The following is an 18,807-nucleotide window of genomic DNA, read 5'->3' as shown; positions in this document are numbered from 1 at the left end:
CTGCGCGGCAAGGGTCAATTAGGCAACGGCTTTGGATTTAATGCGATCAAATGCGCGTCAAAGGTGCGGTTATGCTTGCGTCTGAGCGCGGACAACGCCAATCACCCTAGCAAGGTTCGATTTGCTGCCGAGGTTACTATGTTCAGAACGCTTGCCACCGTTCTTGTCTTTCTTGTCCTGCCTCTTGCTGCCAAGGCGCAAGATACATTCTGGGTTCAGATTGAGGCGCGCCAGACACTGGCGCAGGCGCAGGAACGCGCCCGGCTTTATGCGCGTCAGTTTGATGATGTAGAGGGTTATTATCTGGGGCGTGGGTTTTATGGCATCGTGCTTGGCCCTTACTCCGAGGCGCTCGCCCGGCAGGAACTCTCGCGTTTGTTGGCGACACGGCAAATTCCATCTGACAGTTATCTGCAAAATGGCCGCCGATTTGAACAACAGTTTTGGCCCATCGGCGGCGGCGCCCCGCGCGCGGCTGAGACCCCAGTGGAACCTATCCGCCCCGCCGTGAACCCGATCACCGCGCCGCAGGAAACCCTGCGCGAGGCGCGGTCCTCGGAAGCCGCACTAACCCGCGAAGACCGCCAAGAGCTGCAAAAGGCGCTTGCTTGGGGTGGTTACTATAGTGCGGCCATCGACGGATCATTCGGGCGTGGTACCCGTGCATCTATGGAAAGCTGGCAGTTGGACAATCTGCAACAGGGCACCGGTGTTCTGACCACAAGCCAGCGCGGTTTGCTGCTAAAGCAATACAACGCGGTGTTGTCCGAAGTTGATATGCAGATGATCCGCGATGATGCCGCTGGCATCGCGCTGGAGGTACCAACAGCCGCCGTTTCATTTGCCCAATACCAACCCCCCTTTGCCCAATATGACGCGACCGCTTCAATTCCGGGCGCCCGGCTGATGCTAATTTCGCAACGCGGCGATGCCGGCAAGATGCGTGGCCTTTACGAGGTCATGCAAACGCTTGAGATTATCCCCTTTGAGGGCGAACGCGCCTTTCGCAGCAACGGTTTCTTTATCGAAGGAGTTGATGAGGACATTCATTCCTTCACCACCGTGTCCTTGCAGGATGGCGAGATCAAAGGCTTTACCCTTGTCTGGCCTGCGGGTGACGAGAACCGCCGCAGTCGGGTGATCGAAGTGATGCGCGAAAGTTTCACCCGATTGGACGGTGTCTTGGACGCCAACTTGGTGCCCGCCACGGATGTGCAGTCCATCGATATGGTCTCGGGGTTGAACATCCGGCGGCCGCGCCTGTCGCGTACCGGGTTTTATGCCTCTGGCACCGGGCATGTTGTGACAACACCGGATGCCATAGAAGACTGCGACCGGATCACGTTGGACCGAGAGCAGGAGGCCGAGATTATCATCAGTGATGCGGCACTTGGCGTATCGCTGCTGCGCCCGCTTGAGGATCTAGCCCCCTTGGACGTTGCCACGTTGCAGGTTGAATTACCGCGCCTGCAAGACCCGGTTGCTGTCGCCGGATACCCCTTTGGTGGCGTCTTGAGCGCACCAACGCTGACCTTTGGCAATGTCGTCGATATTCGAGGGCTTACCGGGGAAGAAACGATCAAACGATTGTCGGTGACGTCATCAGTCGGCGATGCGGGCGGGCCGGTGCTGGATGCCTCTGGCACGGTTCTGGGCATGCTGCTGCCGCGCAGCAACCGCAACGGGCAAAGCCTGCCTGCGGATGTGCAGTTCTCGGTCAAGGCAGATCAGATTGCGACGCTTCTGGCGACCCAAGGCATTGATCCGGCCACAAGCGGCCCGCAACCTGCAATCAGCCCGGTGGCGCTGACGGCACGTGCCGCAGACATCACCGTCTTGGTCAGCTGCTGGTAAGGGCGATGTCAGAGGTCACGCGGATCACCGTGGGGCCTTTGGTTTGCAACGCTGTCTGGATCGCCTGCCCGAATTCAGCAAGGGTTGTGGGCTGGGTCGCTGCGGCCCCGTAGGCCTCGGCCAGTTTCAGGAAATCAGGGTTGCGCTGGATCACTGCATTGGGGGCGATTTGCGCGCGGACCATGCTGTCTTCGATCTCGCCCAGCTTGCCATTGTCCCAAATGATGATGGGCAAGGTGAGTTCCAGTTCCACCGCGACGGCCAGTTCCTGCACGGTGTATTGAAAACCGTAGTCGCCGAGGATGGCGATTGTCGGCGCGTGGGTTTCACCCACCCTACGTCCAATTGCGCCCCCGATGGCCGCCGGTAGGGCATAACCAAGCGTGCCAAAGCCGTAAGGGTGGTGCCAATGGCCGGGGTGGTCCATCGGATAGACCTCTTTCGCTGCATAGGCGAATTGGGTCATGTCGGAATAGATCATGGTGTCGGCAGGCAAGGCTGCTTTAAGGGCGTCGGCGACAGGCAGGATACCGGGGCGTTCAGCGTTGATTTCGGCGCGCCAACGCGCACGCATATGGGACACCTCTTTCGCGTCCCATGTTGTCTGTTTTTTGTCCCGAATGGCCCCGAAACTTTCGGCGAGATGCGCGCCGGCATCGGCAAGAATACGGGTTTCGGCGCGATGACGGTCTGACAACACCTCATGATCAAGATCAACTCGGATCATCGGGGCCGTATGCCCCAGATCACTACGCCAGAGGTCAACCTCACTCAGCCTTGTACCAACGGCCACGACCAGATCGGCTGATGCAATCACGTCTGCACTGCTGGCGCGCGCAAGGGTCGCGCCAAAATGCAGTGGGCTGTCGTCCGGTATGATGCCGCGCCCCGCATAAGTGGTGAAAGAAGCCGCATTGAGTTTCTGAAAATCCGGCAACCAACGCGAGGCATCAAGCGCCGCCCCGCCACCAAATATAAACAAAGGCCGACTTGCTGCTTCCAGCTGTTCAGTCAGCGTTGCGCATTGCAGTGGTGCCGGTTCGGGACAGACCGGCCAATCAACTGGCCGTGATAAGGCTGCATCTGCACGTGCTTCGAGCTGAGCGATGGGTACTTGAATGTGCTTGGGTGACGGAACGCCTGTCTCCATTTGCATCAGCGCCCGGTCAATCAACGCATACGCCGCATCCGCCGTCCGCGCCGTCACCGACCAATCACAAACCGCCGCTGCCGCCCTTTCCTGATCCTTCATCTGGTGCAATTGCCCACGTGTGGCTTCGGTTTCATCCAACACAGACGATATCACCAGCATCGGCACGCTATCCGAATAGGCCTGCCCCATCGGCGTCATGATATTACACAGCCCCGGCCCCGAAATCACATAGGCCACCCCCGGTTTGCCCGTCGCACGGGCATAGCCATCGGCCATGAACCCCGCCCCCTGTTCGTGGCGCGCCAGAACGTGGGTGATACCAGCCTCTTCGATGCCGCGGTACATTTCCTGATTATGCACGCCGGGAATGCCAAAGATCACGTCCACGCCACGATCTTTCAGCATATGCGAGATTTGGGCACCAAGCGGGCGGGTCGTCATGTCAGTTCCTCCAGAATTTGATGGAAACGATGGTCAGCACCACCATGATCTCTAGCCGGCCCACGAACATTGCGATGGAAAGGATCCATTTTGCAGTGTCATTGATGCCAGCGTAATTGCCTGCCGGGCCAATCTCTAACCCCAGTCCGGGGCCGATATTGGCCAAAGCAGCACTGGCACCCGACACCGACGTGATGAAATCAAGGCCGGTCAATCCCAGCAACACCGCAGTGGCACCAAGCGACAGAAAGAACGCCACTAGAAAGGCCATCACAGAGTTCAGAACATCATCCCCGATCGGCCGCCCGTCATAGCGCGGGGTGAAAACGCCATGAGGCGAATGAATTTGCCGGATCTGGCTTTTGATCGCGGCAAAGACTAGCTGATACCGGAAAACTTTGACCGAACAGGCGGTTGATCCCGCACAGCCGCCGATCAGCCCGATAAAGAAGAACATCGCCACCGGGAACGTGCCCCAGGCCATATAGTCGGCGTTGGCATACCCAGTGCCAGAGATGATCGAGACGACATTGAACAGCGCCTCGCGCAGGGCCACCTCGCTCATCACGCCATCGCGTCCCCAGACCCAGGATGTGATCAGCAGCACGCAGAAGGCCACGATCACAAAAAACACCCTGATCTGAGGGTCGCGCCACATCGGCAAGGCGGTGCCCGCCAGAAGCTGCACGTAACGCACAAATGGCAGGGCCGCGAGCAGCATAAAAGTCACTGCCACGTAATGCACCCCGGCCCCGAAGGTCGCGAATGATTGGTCGTAGTTGGCCATGCCACCAGTGGCAACTGTTGTCATCGCATGCACCATCGCATCAAAGGGCAACATGCCTGCGGCGAGGTAGCACAGCGCGCAAGCGATGCTGAGACCGAAGTAGACAACAAAGATCTGGCGCGCAATTTCACCGGCGCGCGGCAGGATCTTCCCCATGGTATCAAAGGCTTCTGATCGGAAAATCTGCATGCCGCCAACCCGCAGTTCCGGCAGGAACACCATTGCAACAACAATGATACCCACACCGCCCAGCCATTGCAGCATACCACGCCAGAGCTTGATCCCTTCGGGCAGCGCATCAATCCCCGTCAGCACCGTGGCACCTGTGGTTGTCAGGCCCGACATGGCCTCAAAGAAGGCGTCGGTAAAATTGGCCTCTGTCGCGCCCAAAACAAAGGGGATGGCCCCGAATACCGGCAACATCAGCCAAACCAGCGACGTCAGCAAAAACGTCTGGCGCAGCGTCAGCCCTTCGGTCACCCCATTGGCACAAGCCAAGGCGATCAGACCGCCTGTAAGAACGGTCACAATGGCGCTCTCAAAAAAGACGAACCAGTGCCCGTTGCCCGCAATCAGGTCAGCCACAAGCGGCGCCAGCATCGTCAGCCCAAGCGACGCCACCAGCAGACCAATCACATATCCCACAGGGCGCAAGTCAAACATGTCGCAGCGTTGGCGCGGTGGCGGGCCAGTGTCAAGAACGGCGCAGTCGAAAGGTCACGCTTGAAACCGCAAAAACGCGCGTTAGCGGGTCTTAACCTGCCAGCCAGCTGTTGTAGTCGCTCACCAGCAGGTGTGTTGGTGCGACGTCCTCTGCGACATTGGCAAAGCGCCCAATGGGTTCGCGAAAGATGTTGTCGGTTTCATCATCATTTACGGTTGAGACTTCACCGATAAGCACATCCCCCCCCTCGCCCCAGAACGCATGCCAGTCACCGGGCATCAGCGTGACACTTTCGCCGGGCGCAAATGTCAGCCTTTCACCGGGCTGAAATGCGCGCCGGATACCATCACACATGACAACACCCCCAGCGGTTTCGTCAAAGTTGCCGTCGGGGTCAGAGCCATACAATTCAATCACCATCGTCGCCCCGCCACGGTTAATGATGTCTTCGGCTTTGATCACATGGGTATGCATTGGGGACAGTTGATCCTGCTTGGATATCAACAGTTTTTCGGCATAGCACATGCCACCGCCGCGTTGCAGATCGGCCAGACGGCCATTGCGCAACGTGAACAGGAACAGCCCCATTTCGTCATAGCGACCCGCGCCATAGTCAGTAATGTCCCAACCGCAGCGGGCGTCGATCACGGCCTGCGCGTCGGCGGCGCGGGATTTGAACTCATCCGGGGTCCAATAGGCCCAAGGGGGCAGGACAAAGCCGTAAGAACGGATCATTTCATCCGCTTCCGCCATGATGTCATTGATGCGGGATCGTTTCATGTCTGTCTCCGAATTCGACTACGATAATTGCTGATTAGATTTGCAGGTATTTGCAACCGGGAATCAGGTTGGTTTTAGCCCGCTTTGCGCAGCGCCCCGGATGCCCAGGCCCTGCATGCATCGCCAAATGCTGTAAAGAGCGGGCGTGACACCGGATCGGCCTCTGCATTCCACTCCGGGTGCCATTGTACTGACATGGTAAAACCCGGAGCGTCCTTGATATAGATCGCCTCTGGCGTGCCATCGGGCGCATGTCCGTCGATCACAACACGCGAGCCGGGCACTTTGATCCCCTGCCCGTGCAGGGTGTTGGTCATGACCTTCGGGGCTCCAAACAATTGATGAAACGGGCCGCCTTCGGTCAATGTCACCTCATGCCGCAGGGCGAACTTTTCTTCCAGTGTCCCGTCAGGGGGCATGCGGTGATTGTCGCGCCCGGGCAGATCCCGGATTTCCGGATAGAGCGAGCCGCCCATGGCGACATTCACCTCTTGGAACCCAAGGCACACGCCCAGAAAAGGCTGTCCACGGGTCACACAGGCGCGGATCAAAGGCAGGGTGATGCGGTCGCGATTGCGCTCATGTGTGCCATGGGCGTCAGTCGTTTCCTCACCATATTCTTCGGGATGGACGTTGGGCCGGCCGCCGGGAAAGAAAAACCCGTCGCAGGTCTGCATCAATTCGTCCACGCTGGCCTTTTCAGGGTCGACAGGAACGATCAGGGGCAACGTGCCTGACACGTCCGACAGCGCCTGCACATTCAAGGCACCAGCACCATAGACGTGATAATCATCGTTGATCATATGGCTGTTTGAGATGATGCCAACGACAGGGCGGGACATGGATTCTCCTTTTGCGATTGCCCATGTCTAGCGTCAAATTTCAGGCAGGCAAAGGGATCAAACCCGCACAGCTGTGTGGGCAGTGACGCACATCGCGTGTCACCGCCAAAAGAAACGCTCGATTGGTTGCGGTTTGCTGCCCCCAGGGCGGCAGGCCCGGATCAGGCCTCGCCTGTCAACCCTGCGGCTTCGATCCCGGCCATGGCCGCGATCACATCGTTGTCAGAGGTGTCGCCGGTCACGCCAACCGCGCCAATCACATTCCCGCGCTTATCGCGTACCAGCACCCCACCGGGGACAGGCACAACCTGACCGCCATAGACGCCGTTCACGGCAGCCATGAAATAAGCCTGCTGTTCGGCCCGCGCCATCTGTGCGGTGCCTGCCATGCCCAGCATGACAGACCCATAAGCCTTGCCGTGAGCAATACCGAACCGACCGGGTGCAGCGCCATCAGCGCGTTCAAAGGCCTTCACATGACCGCCCGCATCAAGCACGACAACCGAAAGGGGTTTGAACCCCATCTCATTGCCCTTGGCGAGCGCCTTGCGGATCATGGTCCGTGCCTTGTTCGATGAAATCTCGGCCATGGTATGTCCTCCTGTAGGGTGGGTGAAACCCACGCATCTTAATGGTTGCGTTGCGCTTTAAGTTCTAGCCGGCGCTGGTGTAACACAGGCTCTGTGTAGCCTGATGGCTGAATCCGGCCTTTGAACACCAGATCACAGGCGGCCTGAAAAGCGATGCCGTCAAAGTCTGGTGCCATGGGACGGTAAGCCGGATCATCGGCGTTCTGGCCATCTACAACAGCGGCCATCTTGCGCATGGCTTCCACGACCTGCGCCTCAGTGACCACGTCATGGTGCAGCCAATTGGCCAAAGCCTGGCTGGAAATCCGGCAGGTCGCGCGATCTTCCATCAGGCCGACATCATTGATGTCCGGCACTTTGGAACATCCAACACCCTGATCAATCCAGCGCACGACATAGCCCAGAATACCCTGGGCGTTGTTTTCGACCTCTTTGATCTTCTGGGCGTCCGTCCAGCGCTGGTATTGCGCCAGCGGGATATCAAGGATCGAGGACACATAAGCGCGCCGCCCGCCTTTGCGCAGCTTGTCCTGCACCGCCATCACATCAACCTTGTGATAGTGCAGCGCATGCAATGTCGCGGCTGTCGGGCTGGGCACCCAGGCACAATTGGCCCCGGATTGCGGATGCCCGATCTTTTGCTCCAGCATTGCCGCCATCATGTCAGGCATGGCCCACATGCCTTTGCCGATCTGTGCTTTGCCGGAAAACCCACATTCCAGACCGATATCAACGTTTTGGTCTTCATAGGCGCCAATCCATTGTTTGCGCTTGATAAAGTCCTTGCGGCTGAACGGTCCGGCCTCCATCGAGGTATGAATTTCGTCGCCGGTTCGATCCAGAAAACCTGTATTGACGAAAGCAACCCGCGACTTGGCCGCACGGATACATTCCTTAAGGTTGACGGTCGTGCGCCGCTCTTCGTCCATGATCCCGATCTTGACGGTGTCGCGGGGCAGGCCCAGCGCGTCTTCGACCTTGGCAAAGATGTCGCTGGCCAGTGCGACCTCTTCCGGCCCGTGCATCTTGGGCTTGACCACATAGACCGATCCAAGGGCCGTGTTGCCGCTGTCGCGCTTTAGGTCATGCATGGCGATCATCACGGTGACCATCGCGTCCATCAGTCCTTCAAACACTTCGTCGCCATTGCCATCCAGAATGGCAGGGTTGGTCATCAGGTGGCCCACATTGCGGATCCACAGCAGCGCACGCCCTTTGAGAGTGACATCACCACCGGGTGCGGTGTAGGTCAGATCTTCGTTCAGGCGGCGGGTCAAGGTCTGGCCGCCCTTCTGGAAGGACGCGGTCAGATTGCCCTGCATCAGGCCAAGCCAATTGCTGTAGGCCTCCACTTTGTCTTCGGCATCCACGCAGGCCACGCTGTCTTCGCAGTCCATGATGGCGGATACAGCACTTTCCAGACGGACATCGGCCAAAAGCGCCTGATCGCGGCTGCCAATGGGATGGGCGCGGTCAAACACCAGCTCTACATGCAAACCGTTGTTGCACAGCAGGATCGCATCGGGGGCCTTGGGATTGCCAAGATAGCCCACGAATTTTTCCGGTTGGCGCAGAGGCTGATCATCGATCAACAGCGCCCCATCGTGCACGTAATAGCGCGAAACATCGGCGTGGCTGGTGCCTTCAATCGGGAACGCCTCGTCCAGAAACACCCGCGCCCGTGCCACAACACGAGCCCCATGCCCGCGATCATAGGCGCCTTTGGGGGGCTGAACGCCCATCGCATCGGTGCCGTAGAAAGCATCGTAAAGACTGCCCCAGCGGGCATTGGCCGCGTTCAACGCAAAGCGGGCATTGGTGATCGGCACAACCAACTGGGGGCCGGGAACCGTTGCAATCTCGAGGTCTACATTCTTGGTTTCAATAGTAAAATCAGGGCCTTCGTTAACAAGATAGCCGATCTCATTAAGGAAAGCCTCATAGGCAGTGCGGTCAAGCGCCTGACCAGACCGTTCCACGTGCCAGGCGTCAATCCTTGCTTGCATGTCGTCGCGGGTCTTGAGGATTGCGCGGTTGCGCGGCGTCATCTCTGCGACCAGACCGGCAAAGCCTTTCCAAAAGGTATCACTGTCAATTCCGGTGCCGTCCAGCGCCTTGGTATCAATAAAATCGGCCAGCTCTGCGGCTACCTGAAGCCCGTGTTTATCGGTCCGTTCTGACATGGAGTATCCCTTTTTTGCCTTTGCTGTATGCCGCTGCACACAGGCGCATGCGCCAGACCTAGTGCGAAAGTTTCCCATAGGCAACAAAGGGTGGCGGCAATTTGCCCTAGAGACGTGCAGTGGGCTGGTCCCCACCCAGATTTGCAGCGGTCCGGGCAATAACGCACCCGACCTCGACCTTGGCCCATTTCTTGCACCTTGCAATCGGCCGCTGGTCTATCGCCGCTGGGCGCCCTACTCTGTCCCGGCCCACTGCCAAGGATCACCCGATGAAAGACGCTGCCCATCAGACAATCTATCTGCGCGACTACACCCCGCCGGCCTATCTGGTCGACAGCGTGCATCTGACCTTCAAGCTGTCTGCTACCGCAACGCGGGTCATCTCGCGCATCGCATTTCGCCCGAACCCCGATGCCAAAACCGGTAACTTTGTCTTGCAGGGCGAAGATATGACCCTGATCAGCGCCAAGATCGACGGTAGCCCCATCACGCCAGACCTCGCGCAAACAGAGCTCCGCTGCGACGTGCCTAACGCGCCATTCATCTTTGAGGCGGAGGTTGAAATCAGCCCCAGTACCAACACCGCCCTTGAAGGGCTTTATATGTCGGGCGGCATGTATTGCACCCAATGCGAGGCCGAGGGATTTCGCAAAATCACCTACTACCCGGACCGCCCCGATGTGATGGCCGTCTTTACGGTGCGGATCGAAGGCGACCTGCCCGTGCTGCTGTCCAACGGCAATCAAACCGGTCTGGGCGATGGTTGGGCCGAATGGCATGACCCATGGCCCAAACCCGCCTATCTGTTTGCCTTGGTTGCCGGCAATCTGGTCGCCCACCCCGGCCAATTCACCACCAAATCCGGCAAGGACGTCGCACTGAACATCTATGTCCGCCCCGGCGGCGATGAGGCGAAATGCGCCTTTGGCATGGAGGCGCTCAAGAAATCCATGGTCTGGGATGAAGAGGTCTATGGCCGCGAATACGATCTGGATATCTTCAACATCGTGGCCGTTGATGATTTCAACATGGGCGCGATGGAGAATAAGGGGCTCAATATCTTCAACGCCTCAGCCGTGCTTGCCTCGGCTGAAACCGCAACCGATGCCGATTTTGAGCGGATAGAGGCGATCATCGCCCATGAGTATTTCCACAACTGGACCGGCAACCGCATCACCTGCCGCGATTGGTTTCAGCTTTGCCTCAAGGAAGGGCTGACTGTTTTTCGCGACCAGCAGTTTACCGGCGACATGCGCAGCCATGCGGTCAAGCGGATCGACGACGCTTTGGTCATGCGCGCTTATCAGTTCCGCGAAGACAATGGCCCATTGGCCCATCCGGTGCGTCCCGATAGCTTTGTTGAGATCAACAATTTCTACACCGCCACCGTCTATGAAAAGGGCGCCGAGATTATTGGCATGCTCAAACGGCTTGTGGGTGACGCGAACTATGCCAAGGCGCTTGATCTTTACTTTGACCGCCATGATGGCGATGCGGCCACGATTGAAGACTGGTTGCAGGTTTTTGAGGATGCCACGGGCCGTGATCTGCGCCAATTCGCCCTTTGGTATGCCCAAGCGGGCACGCCGCGTATCACGGTGACGGATGACTATGCCGACGGGACCTACCATCTGCATCTGACCCAAGAAACGCCACCCACGCCCGGCCAGCCGGACAAAGCCCCATTGGTGATCCCGGTGGCATTTGGATTGCTCAACGACAACGGCGATGAGGTGCTGCCGACACAAGTGCTAGAGATGACACAAAGCCAGCAAACCTTTACCTTTGAGGGGTTGGCCAGCAAGCCGATCCCATCCGTACTGCGCGATTTCTCGGCCCCGGTGATCCTGCGCCATGACAGATCAAATGCAGAGCGCGCCTTTCTGCTGGCGCATGACACCGACCCGTTCAACAAATGGGACGCCGGGCGCGCGCTAGCGCAGGACGTGCTGATCGGCATGATCCGCGATGATGCGGCTCCGGATGGGGCCTATCTGGATGGTCTGGCCGCGGTGCTGCGCGACGACAGCCTTGATCCCGCCTTTCGCGCGCTTGTCCTGTCGCTGCCCAGCGAAGAGGACACAGCACAGGTGCTGTTCGATGTCGGGCACACACCGAACCCGACAGCGATCAATCGCGGTCATGAGGCGCTGAAGCTACATATCGCCCAGCATTTGCAAGACATGCTGCCACGCGCCTGTGCCGACATGACGGTAACCGGCCCCTATACGCCCGATGCGGCCCCCGCCGGGCAACGCGCACTGGGCAATGCAGTGCTATCGTTGATGAGCCGTCTGGACGGCGGGCGCCAGGCCAGCCAACAATTCGCCGCTGCAGACAATATGACCCAACAATTGGGCGCATTGCGCGCCTTACTGCAAATCGCGAAAGGTGAGGCCGAGCTTGCGGCCTTTGCCACCCAGTGGCAGCACGACCGTCTGGTCATGGACAAGTGGTTTGCCTTGCAGGTCAGCCTTGCCGCACCTCAGCTGGCGACAAGCACCGCCGAGCGACTGACCCGGCATCCAGATTTTGAGATCAGGAACCCCAATCGCTTTCGGTCTGTTTTTGGCGGTCTGAAGGCCAATACCGCTGGTTTTCATGCCCCCGATGGTGCCGCCTATGATCTGATGGCTGATTGGTTGATCAAACTTGATCCGATCAACCCCCAGACCACAGCGCGGATGACAAGCGTCTTTGATACCTGGCGCCGTTACGACGCGGACCGGCAGGACAAGATGCGCAGCGCCTTGCAGCGCATCGCGCAAGCGCCCGACCTGTCGCCCGATACGACCGAAATGGCGACCCGCATTCTGGGCTAAGCCTTGCCGATCATTTGCATGTGAACCTGCAACATTCTGCCGTTGCAGGACTGTCATACGTTTGTCGTGGAACCGTTACTCGGGCCTGCGCATTGATAGCTTATGGAACATCGCATTGACCCGTTGATCGCTGAGCGCGCACCGTGGCTATTTAGTGATCGCCCCGGCACCCGCATTGCCCGCCACTGCCTGCACCGCATGCTGGGCTATGATAAAACGATTGCCATCGCCAAATCGCTGGAAACTGCCGGACCGGCACAGATCATGAGCGCCATGGCTGATAGGCTTGCCAAAATGGTCGACGCCCGCGGCTTTGACCAGATCCCCGCAAATGGACCGGCATTGATTGTCGCCAACCACCCAACCGGGATTGCGGATGGGATCATCCTTAACAGTCTGATCGCGCGGCGGCGACCAGATGCCTATTTCTTTGCCAACCGCGATATTTTGCGGGTCTTTCCACAGATGCAAAGCATGATTGCCCCCGTGGAATGGCGCATTGAACAACGCAGCCATGCCAAAAACCGCGAAACGATGCGTTACATCCACGAGGCGACAACCCAAGGGCGGCTTGGTGTGATTTTCCCGTCTGGTCGCTTGGCCAAACGGCGCGGTCTGCGCTTGCATGAACGTCCATGGATGGCCTCAGCTGCAATGTTGGCGCGCAAGTTCGATCTGCCGGTGATCCCGGTGAATATTCAGGCGCGCAATTCCGCGCTTTTCTACCTGTTCGACCTGATCCACCCCACGCTGCGCGATATCACACTGTTTCATGAGACGCTCAACAAGGACCGCCAGCCTTACAAGATCACCGTGGGAGAGCCGATTTCAGCGGCCTCCATCCCTGCCAATTCCGATGCCGGGATTGCGATGCTGCGCCGCGCCACGCTTGCTCTTGGGGGTAAGGATGCGCCAACGGTCAACCTTGTTGCGGCCACACGGCCCTTGCTGCCGCGCTGATCTGATCACGCTTGTTCTCTTGAAGCTGGCAGCGCGTTCTTTTACACCCCGGACGACACCTGCCCAAAGGACGTGCGCCCATGCTTGATCTGACCTATACCGCCCCCGCCCCCAAAACCATTGCCGGCGCCACCAGCGATTGGGAACTGGTGATTGGCCTTGAGGTCCACGCACAGGTCGCAACCCGTGCCAAACTGTTTTCGGGTGCTTCGACCAAATTCGGCGCAGAACCCAACAGCAACGTAGCTTTCGTGGATGCAGGCATGCCGGGCATGTTGCCTGTGATCAACGAAGGCTGTGTCGCTCAAGCGGTGAAAACTGGGTTGGGTCTGAACGCGCAGATCAACCTTTTCTCGGCCTTTGACCGCAAGAACTATTTCTACCCTGACCTGCCGCAAGGCTATCAAATCTCACAGCTTTACCACCCGATTGTTGGCGAAGGTGAGGTGCTGGTCGAGATGGGCAATGGCGAGGCGCGCAATGTCCGCATCGAACGTATCCATCTGGAGCAAGACGCCGGGAAATCCATCCATGACATGGACCCCACGATGTCGTTTGTGGATCTCAACCGCACCGGCGTGGCCCTGATGGAAATCGTAAGCCGCCCCGACATTCGCGGGCCAGAAGAGGCTGCTGCCTATGTCGTGAAACTACGCCAGATCCTGCGGTATCTAGGCACCTGCGACGGCAATATGCAGAACGGCAACCTGCGCGCAGACGTAAACGTGTCCGTCTGCAAGCCCGGCGATTATGAGAAATACTGGGAAACGCAGGATTTCGCCCATCTTGGCACCCGCTGCGAGATCAAGAACATGAACTCCATGCGGTTCATCCAGATGGCGATCGACTATGAGGCCCGCCGCCAGATCGCCCTGATCGAGGACGGGCAAGAGGTTGTGCAGGAAACCCGCCTTTACGATCCTGACAAGAACGAAACGCGGTCCATGCGATCCAAGGAAGAGGCGCATGATTACCGCTACTTCCCTGATCCTGACCTGCTGCCCTTGGAGATCGAGCAAGATTGGGTGGATGACATCAAAGCGTCCCTGCCCGAACTGCCAGACCAGAAGAAGGCGCGCTTTATCAGCGACTTTGGCCTGTCCGACTACGACGCCTCTGTGTTGACAGCGGAAGTTGTGAACGCCGAATACTTTGAGAAAGTTGCCGAAGGCCGTGATGGCAAGCTGGCCGCGAACTGGGTGATCAACGAATTGTTTGGTCGTCTCAAGAAAGAAGACCACAGCATCGAGGACAGCCCTGTGTCTGCCGCCCAATTGGGCGAATTGATCGGGTTGATCAAAGCCGGCGACATCAATGGCAAGATCGCCAAGGACGTCTTTGAAATCTGCTACACAACAGGCCGCGATCCCGGCGAGATTGTCGCAACCGAAGGCATGAAGCAGGTCACCGACACTGGCGCGATTGAGGCAGCAGTCGATGAAATCATCGCAGCAAACCCCGCGCAGGTGGAAAAGGCGCAGGCCAATCCCAAACTGGTCGGCTGGTTCGTTGGGCAAGTGATGAAAGCCACAGGCGGCAAGGCCAACCCGGCGGCTGTCAATCAGATCGTTTCGGGCAAACTGGGCCTGTAACGCCCGTCAGACCCGCCTAGGGGCATTACCAATAGCCTAACCGCGCGCGATTTGATAAAAGCCTGCGGGTGAAAACAGGGATGACGCAATGTCATATGAATACAAGGTCATACCGGCGCCAGCGCGTGGACTGAAAGCCAAGGGCGTCAAGACGTCCGAAGATCGCTTTGCCAATGCGCTGGAGACCGCGATCAACACGCTGGCCGCCAAAGGCTGGGAATATGTGCGTGCGGACACCCTACCTTGCGAACAACGCGAAGGGTTGATGGGCAAGACGACCGTCTACCAAAACATGCTGGTGTTCCGCCGTGCCAAGGCCGCCAAAGAGGCAGCACCAGTGATTGCCGCACCGACCGTCAGTGCAGCCCCTGCCAAAACAGGCGAGGAACGCATTGCCGAGAAAAAAGCTTTGGCCAATCCAAAGCCCGTGACAGCGCCCAAGCCTGAAAAGTGGAACCAGTTGTAACGGACAAACCATCCGACAAAGACGTCGCTGCCGAATAGCTATAGCGTTCGTACTGCCTCAAGCGATATCGATGGCGAGGGCGTGAATGCGCCCAATGATATCCTTACCCAATGCCGCGTGGATCGCGCGGTGGCGGGCAATGCGCGACATCGGATCAAGGGACGCGGCCTTGATCACGATCCGCCAATGGCTTTCGCCTGACCCATCATCGCCAGCATGACCGCTGTGCAGCGCACTTTCGTTGATCACCTCCAGCGTTTCGGGCGCAAGCGCACCGAGAGCATTACGAATTTCCGCTTCAATCGACATTATTTTGCTCCTGCCCTCTTCAATCTCTCGCTGCATTGTTTAGTATCTCCTCTCCGAGTCTAAAAGGTGAGACGCACACCATGAAGAAAGATGATCCATTTGGTTTTGACATGTCTGTGTCGAGTTCCAAGAAAAAGAACCCGCGCGGTCGGCGCGGGATGTCGGGTGCATCCGAAACCTCGACCCGAGTTTGTGACCATGAGGGGTGCCAAGAGGCGGGCAAGTACCGTGCGCCAAAATCGCCTGATGTGCTGGATGACTTCCTTTGGTTCTGCCAGCAGCACGTGCGCGAGTACAATCTGAAATGGAACTTCTTCGATAGCACCTCAGAGGCCGAACTGGCCGCACAAATGGACAGTGATCGCGTCTGGGAACGCCCTACCAAGTCTTTCAAGCGCAGCACCGAAGAACGGGCATGGGCACGGCTTGGCGTTGATGATCCGCATCAGGTTTTGGGTGAAAATGCGACTCAGAATCCGGGCCGCGGTGCGGCACGGGGCCGCAAACTGCCCCCGACCGAACGGCGCGCTGTCGAAATTTTGGATGCCAAAGACAACATGTCAAAGCAGGAAATCCGCAAGGCATACAAGGCTTTGATCAAGGTACTGCACCCGGACATGAACGGCGGCGACCGCAGTCAGGAAGAACAATTGTCAGAGGTTGTCTGGGCCTGGGATCAGATCAAGGTCAGCAGAAACTTTCGCGACAAAGATTAAGCCGGGCAAATTGCTCGGCTTAACCAACACATCATTGACAGATTACTGATTACTTGCGGTGATACAGCTGCGCGCGTGACAATGTGCTTAGCCGTGACGTCGCAGGGCGGTGGCTTGCTGCGCGGCTATAACCTAGGGCGCGCTCTTCGGTGATCGCTGTCATCATGTAGTGTGCGCCAATCAGAATGGCGAACCATGCGATGCCCAACCAAGGCTTAGCAATAACTTCAGTTAGCAGGATGACTGGCGCGTAGAACGTACCATAAAGCGGAAAGATCATCGTGCCTGCGATCAGCGATGCAAGGAAGGCAACTGCGATAGCCCCCACAAAGGCGCGTGCAAAACCAAGCACGCCAGCATTACCCATCCAGCCGCGCGCCGCTAACAGTGCGACACCCCCGCCAATCGCGCCAGAGAAGATCACCCAGAAGACATAAAGTGATCGTTCGGCGCCCAGTGCGGCGGGTCCTTCGATGCCGGTCATGATCAAAACGCTGATCCCGGCGGACATTGCGATAACGGCGGCGTAGGCAAGCGCAACTGACTTTTCGCCACGCGTCAGATATAAGGCCTTGAGAAAACGATCCAGCATCTTTGATGCCCCCAATACTCACTAATTTCACAACGTTTACACACATTGATCGCGAGGTTCTGTGCCAAACGTCACAGCGGCAATCAACTTCAGTGGCATAAATTTGCCACATTGCTCGGGCCCTCACAAGCAAAAACCGGCAAAAAATCGCCTATGCAAGAACGCATGCAATAAATGCTTGTTACTTATGATAAATTCGCGTGTCGCGCGCCCGTTGCAGTCGCTACTGGTCAACAACTTTGCGATGCACAACCCCAGATACCCCTCAAAACGACCCCCAAAAGGAATCGCTTTAAGGCATAAATGTGGTGCCCAAAAACCGTTTAGGCCCGAAATACGAGGCTGACACCGTTCAGGCAGTGCCGCTTTCCGGTAGGTTGCGGGCCATCGTCAAAGATGTGGCCAAGGTGGCTGCCACAGCGACGGCAATGCACTTCGGTGCGCACCCGCAGCAATATGCGGTCAGGTTTGGTGCCGATTGCACCGGGCAGATTGTCATAGAAACTGGGCCAGCCTGTGCCGCTGTCGTACTTCGTTGCAGATGGATACAGCGCCAGATCACAGCCCCGGCAAAAATACGTGCCCTCGGCATAGTTCTTGTCCAAGGGCGAACTACCCGCACGCTCGGTCCCTTCATTGCGCATCACGCGGTACTGGGCATCCGTCAACATCGCGCGCCATTCGGCGTCGGTGCGGGTGATCTCAAACTGTTGGGCCTGCAGGGCGGCCGGAGCTGCGGCACTGGCCAGTGCCGTAAGGGTGAATGTGCGGCGGTTCATCATCGGTCAATCCTTTGTATTTGCCCCGATATACCAGCCCATGCGCGCTGCCGCCTAGCGATACAGCGCAAAACCACGCGCATGTGATCATCTGTCATATCGCGTTAACAGGTCGCGAATTACGCCCTTTCCCTTGCAGCCATGAGGTTTATGTTGCATTTCGGGCGCAAGATGAAACGTGCAAGTGCAAAGGCATTCAAAGATGGCGGACGGTATGACTGACATGCAAGCGAAACCAACCGAGGATATCTCGGTGCGTGAGGTCTTTGGCATCGATAGTGACATGAAGATCAAAGGCTTTGCCGAGCGTGGCGATCGTGTGCCCGAGATTGACAGCACCTATAAGTTTGACCCCGACACGACTTTGGCCATCCTTGCCGGTTTTGGCTACAACCGCCGTGTGATGATCCAAGGCTACCACGGTACGGGTAAGTCGACCCACATTGAACAGGTGGCAGCGCGTTTGAACTGGCCTGCGGTGCGTGTGAACCTTGATAGCCACATTTCCCGGATTGATCTGATCGGTAAGGACGCGATCAAACTGCGCGACGGCGTGCAGGTCACCGAATTCCACGAAGGCATCCTGCCATGGGCGCTGCGCAATCCGGTTGCGATTGTCTTTGACGAATATGATGCAGGCCGCGCTGACGTAATGTTCGTGATCCAGCGCGTGCTAGAGACCGATGGTAAGCTGACGCTGATGGATCAAAACGAGATCATCACGCCAAACCCTTACTTCCGCCTGTTCGCCACTGCCAACACTGTAGGTTTGGGCGACACAACCGGCCTTTATCACGGCACGCAGCAGATCAACCAAGCGCAGATGGACCGCTGGTCGCTGGTGGCGACGTTGAATTACCTCAGCCATGATGCAGAAACCGCGATCATCCTGTCCAAGTCACCGCACTTTAACACCGCAGACGGGCGCAAGAAGATTAGCCAGATGGTTACCGTCGCGGACCTGACCCGGACCGCATTCATGAACGGCGATCTGTCCACTGTCATGTCACCACGGACGGTACTGGCCTGGGCCGAAAATGCGCGCATCTTCCAAGATGTGGGCTATGCCTTCCGGCTGTCGTTCCTGAACAAATGTGATGAGCTTGAGCGTCAGACAGTGGCGGAATTCTATCAGCGGTGCTTTGACGAAGAGCTGCCAGAAAGTGCGGCGAGCCTGAGTCTCGGATAACCGCGCCCTCGCAGCGGTTTCACTGCACAATCGCGCAAGAAAAATCGCATTGTTCGCAATTTTTCTGGGATTCGCCACATTCCGGTCC

General features: G+C 57.8%; 16 protein-coding genes. 7 read left to right on the top strand and 9 right to left on the bottom strand.

What is annotated here, in order from left to right:
• Positions 1 to 138: 138 nt before the first annotated feature.
• On the top strand, positions 139 to 1,854 hold the full coding sequence (locus DHN10_RS07860; protein WP_108815133.1) for a trypsin-like peptidase domain-containing protein: 1,716 nt from the start codon (positions 139 to 141) through the stop codon (positions 1,852 to 1,854).
• On the opposite strand, the gene DHN10_RS07855 is transcribed toward DHN10_RS07860, so the two are convergent.
• From DHN10_RS07855 to DHN10_RS07830, 6 genes are all read right to left on the bottom strand, one after another.
• A complete protein-coding gene (locus DHN10_RS07855) occupies positions 1,841 to 3,448 on the bottom strand; it encodes a thiamine pyrophosphate-binding protein (protein WP_108814720.1) in 1,608 nt (535 codons plus the stop codon). The genes DHN10_RS07860 and DHN10_RS07855 overlap by 14 nt on opposite strands.
• A 1-nt stretch (position 3,449) precedes the next feature.
• The gene (locus DHN10_RS07850; RefSeq protein WP_108814718.1) at positions 3,450 to 4,898 is read right to left on the bottom strand and encodes a TrkH family potassium uptake protein; all 1,449 of its coding nucleotides are present in this window, start codon (positions 4,896 to 4,898) and stop codon (positions 3,450 to 3,452) included.
• Between the two features lie 91 nt (positions 4,899 to 4,989).
• The gene (locus DHN10_RS07845) at positions 4,990 to 5,679 is read right to left on the bottom strand and encodes a D-lyxose/D-mannose family sugar isomerase (protein ID WP_108814716.1); all 690 of its coding nucleotides are present in this window, start codon (positions 5,677 to 5,679) and stop codon (positions 4,990 to 4,992) included.
• Positions 5,680 to 5,753: 74 nt separating this feature from the next.
• A complete protein-coding gene (locus DHN10_RS07840; RefSeq protein WP_108814714.1) occupies positions 5,754 to 6,521 on the bottom strand; it encodes a gamma-glutamyl-gamma-aminobutyrate hydrolase family protein in 768 nt (255 codons plus the stop codon).
• A gap of 161 nt (positions 6,522 to 6,682) precedes the next feature.
• Positions 6,683 to 7,111, bottom strand: coding sequence for a GlcG/HbpS family heme-binding protein (locus DHN10_RS07835; RefSeq protein WP_108814712.1), 429 nt, complete (start codon positions 7,109 to 7,111; stop codon positions 6,683 to 6,685).
• Positions 7,112 to 7,149: 38 nt separating this feature from the next.
• Positions 7,150 to 9,294, bottom strand: coding sequence for a malate synthase G (locus tag DHN10_RS07830; protein WP_108814710.1), 2,145 nt, complete (start codon positions 9,292 to 9,294; stop codon positions 7,150 to 7,152).
• 269 nt (positions 9,295 to 9,563) lie between these two features.
• Here DHN10_RS07830 and pepN point away from each other — a divergent pair, with 269 nt between their 5' ends.
• The 4 genes from pepN (at position 9,564) to DHN10_RS07810 (ending at position 15,134) form a co-directional block, all read left to right on the top strand.
• Positions 9,564 to 12,116 carry an aminopeptidase N gene (gene pepN / locus DHN10_RS07825; protein WP_108814709.1) on the top strand — a complete coding sequence of 851 codons (2,553 nt, stop codon included), beginning with the start codon at positions 9,564 to 9,566 and terminating at the stop codon, positions 12,114 to 12,116.
• Between the two features lie 102 nt (positions 12,117 to 12,218).
• A complete protein-coding gene (locus DHN10_RS07820; RefSeq protein ID WP_108814708.1) occupies positions 12,219 to 13,076 on the top strand; it encodes a lysophospholipid acyltransferase family protein in 858 nt (285 codons plus the stop codon).
• A gap of 80 nt (positions 13,077 to 13,156) precedes the next feature.
• Positions 13,157 to 14,668, top strand: a complete 1,512-nt coding sequence (gene gatB, locus DHN10_RS07815; protein WP_108814707.1) for an Asp-tRNA(Asn)/Glu-tRNA(Gln) amidotransferase subunit GatB — start codon at positions 13,157 to 13,159, stop codon at positions 14,666 to 14,668.
• Between the two features lie 88 nt (positions 14,669 to 14,756).
• Positions 14,757 to 15,134, top strand: a complete 378-nt coding sequence (locus DHN10_RS07810; protein ID WP_108814706.1) for a DUF4177 domain-containing protein — start codon at positions 14,757 to 14,759, stop codon at positions 15,132 to 15,134.
• A 57-nt stretch (positions 15,135 to 15,191) separates the two neighbouring features.
• On the opposite strand, the gene DHN10_RS07805 is transcribed toward DHN10_RS07810, so the two are convergent.
• Complete coding sequence (locus DHN10_RS07805) at positions 15,192 to 15,443, bottom strand: BolA family protein (RefSeq protein ID WP_108814705.1); 252 nt, start codon at positions 15,441 to 15,443, stop codon at positions 15,192 to 15,194.
• 80 nt (positions 15,444 to 15,523) lie between these two features.
• Between DHN10_RS07805 and DHN10_RS07800 the strand changes: the two genes are divergently transcribed.
• Positions 15,524 to 16,159 carry a J domain-containing protein gene (locus DHN10_RS07800; protein ID WP_108814704.1) on the top strand — a complete coding sequence of 212 codons (636 nt, stop codon included), beginning with the start codon at positions 15,524 to 15,526 and terminating at the stop codon, positions 16,157 to 16,159.
• Positions 16,160 to 16,208: 49 nt separating this feature from the next.
• On the opposite strand, the gene DHN10_RS07795 is transcribed toward DHN10_RS07800, so the two are convergent.
• A complete protein-coding gene (locus tag DHN10_RS07795) occupies positions 16,209 to 16,751 on the bottom strand; it encodes a hypothetical protein (protein ID WP_108814703.1) in 543 nt (180 codons plus the stop codon).
• A 323-nt stretch (positions 16,752 to 17,074) separates the two neighbouring features.
• A complete protein-coding gene (msrB, locus tag DHN10_RS07790; RefSeq protein WP_108815132.1) occupies positions 17,075 to 17,530 on the bottom strand; it encodes a peptide-methionine (R)-S-oxide reductase MsrB in 456 nt (151 codons plus the stop codon).
• 202 nt (positions 17,531 to 17,732) lie between these two features.
• On the opposite strand from msrB, the gene cobS reads away from it, so the two are divergent.
• The gene (gene cobS / locus DHN10_RS07785; protein WP_108814702.1) at positions 17,733 to 18,719 is read left to right on the top strand and encodes a cobaltochelatase subunit CobS; all 987 of its coding nucleotides are present in this window, start codon (positions 17,733 to 17,735) and stop codon (positions 18,717 to 18,719) included.
• Positions 18,720 to 18,807: the final 88 nt, after the last annotated feature.

This window comes from Loktanella sp. Alg231-35 (assembly GCF_900143545.1).
Taxonomy (GTDB): Bacteria; Pseudomonadota; Alphaproteobacteria; order Rhodobacterales; family Rhodobacteraceae; genus Yoonia.
Note: the sequence above shows the minus strand (reverse complement) of the source record. Positions and strands in the feature narration are given on the sequence as shown.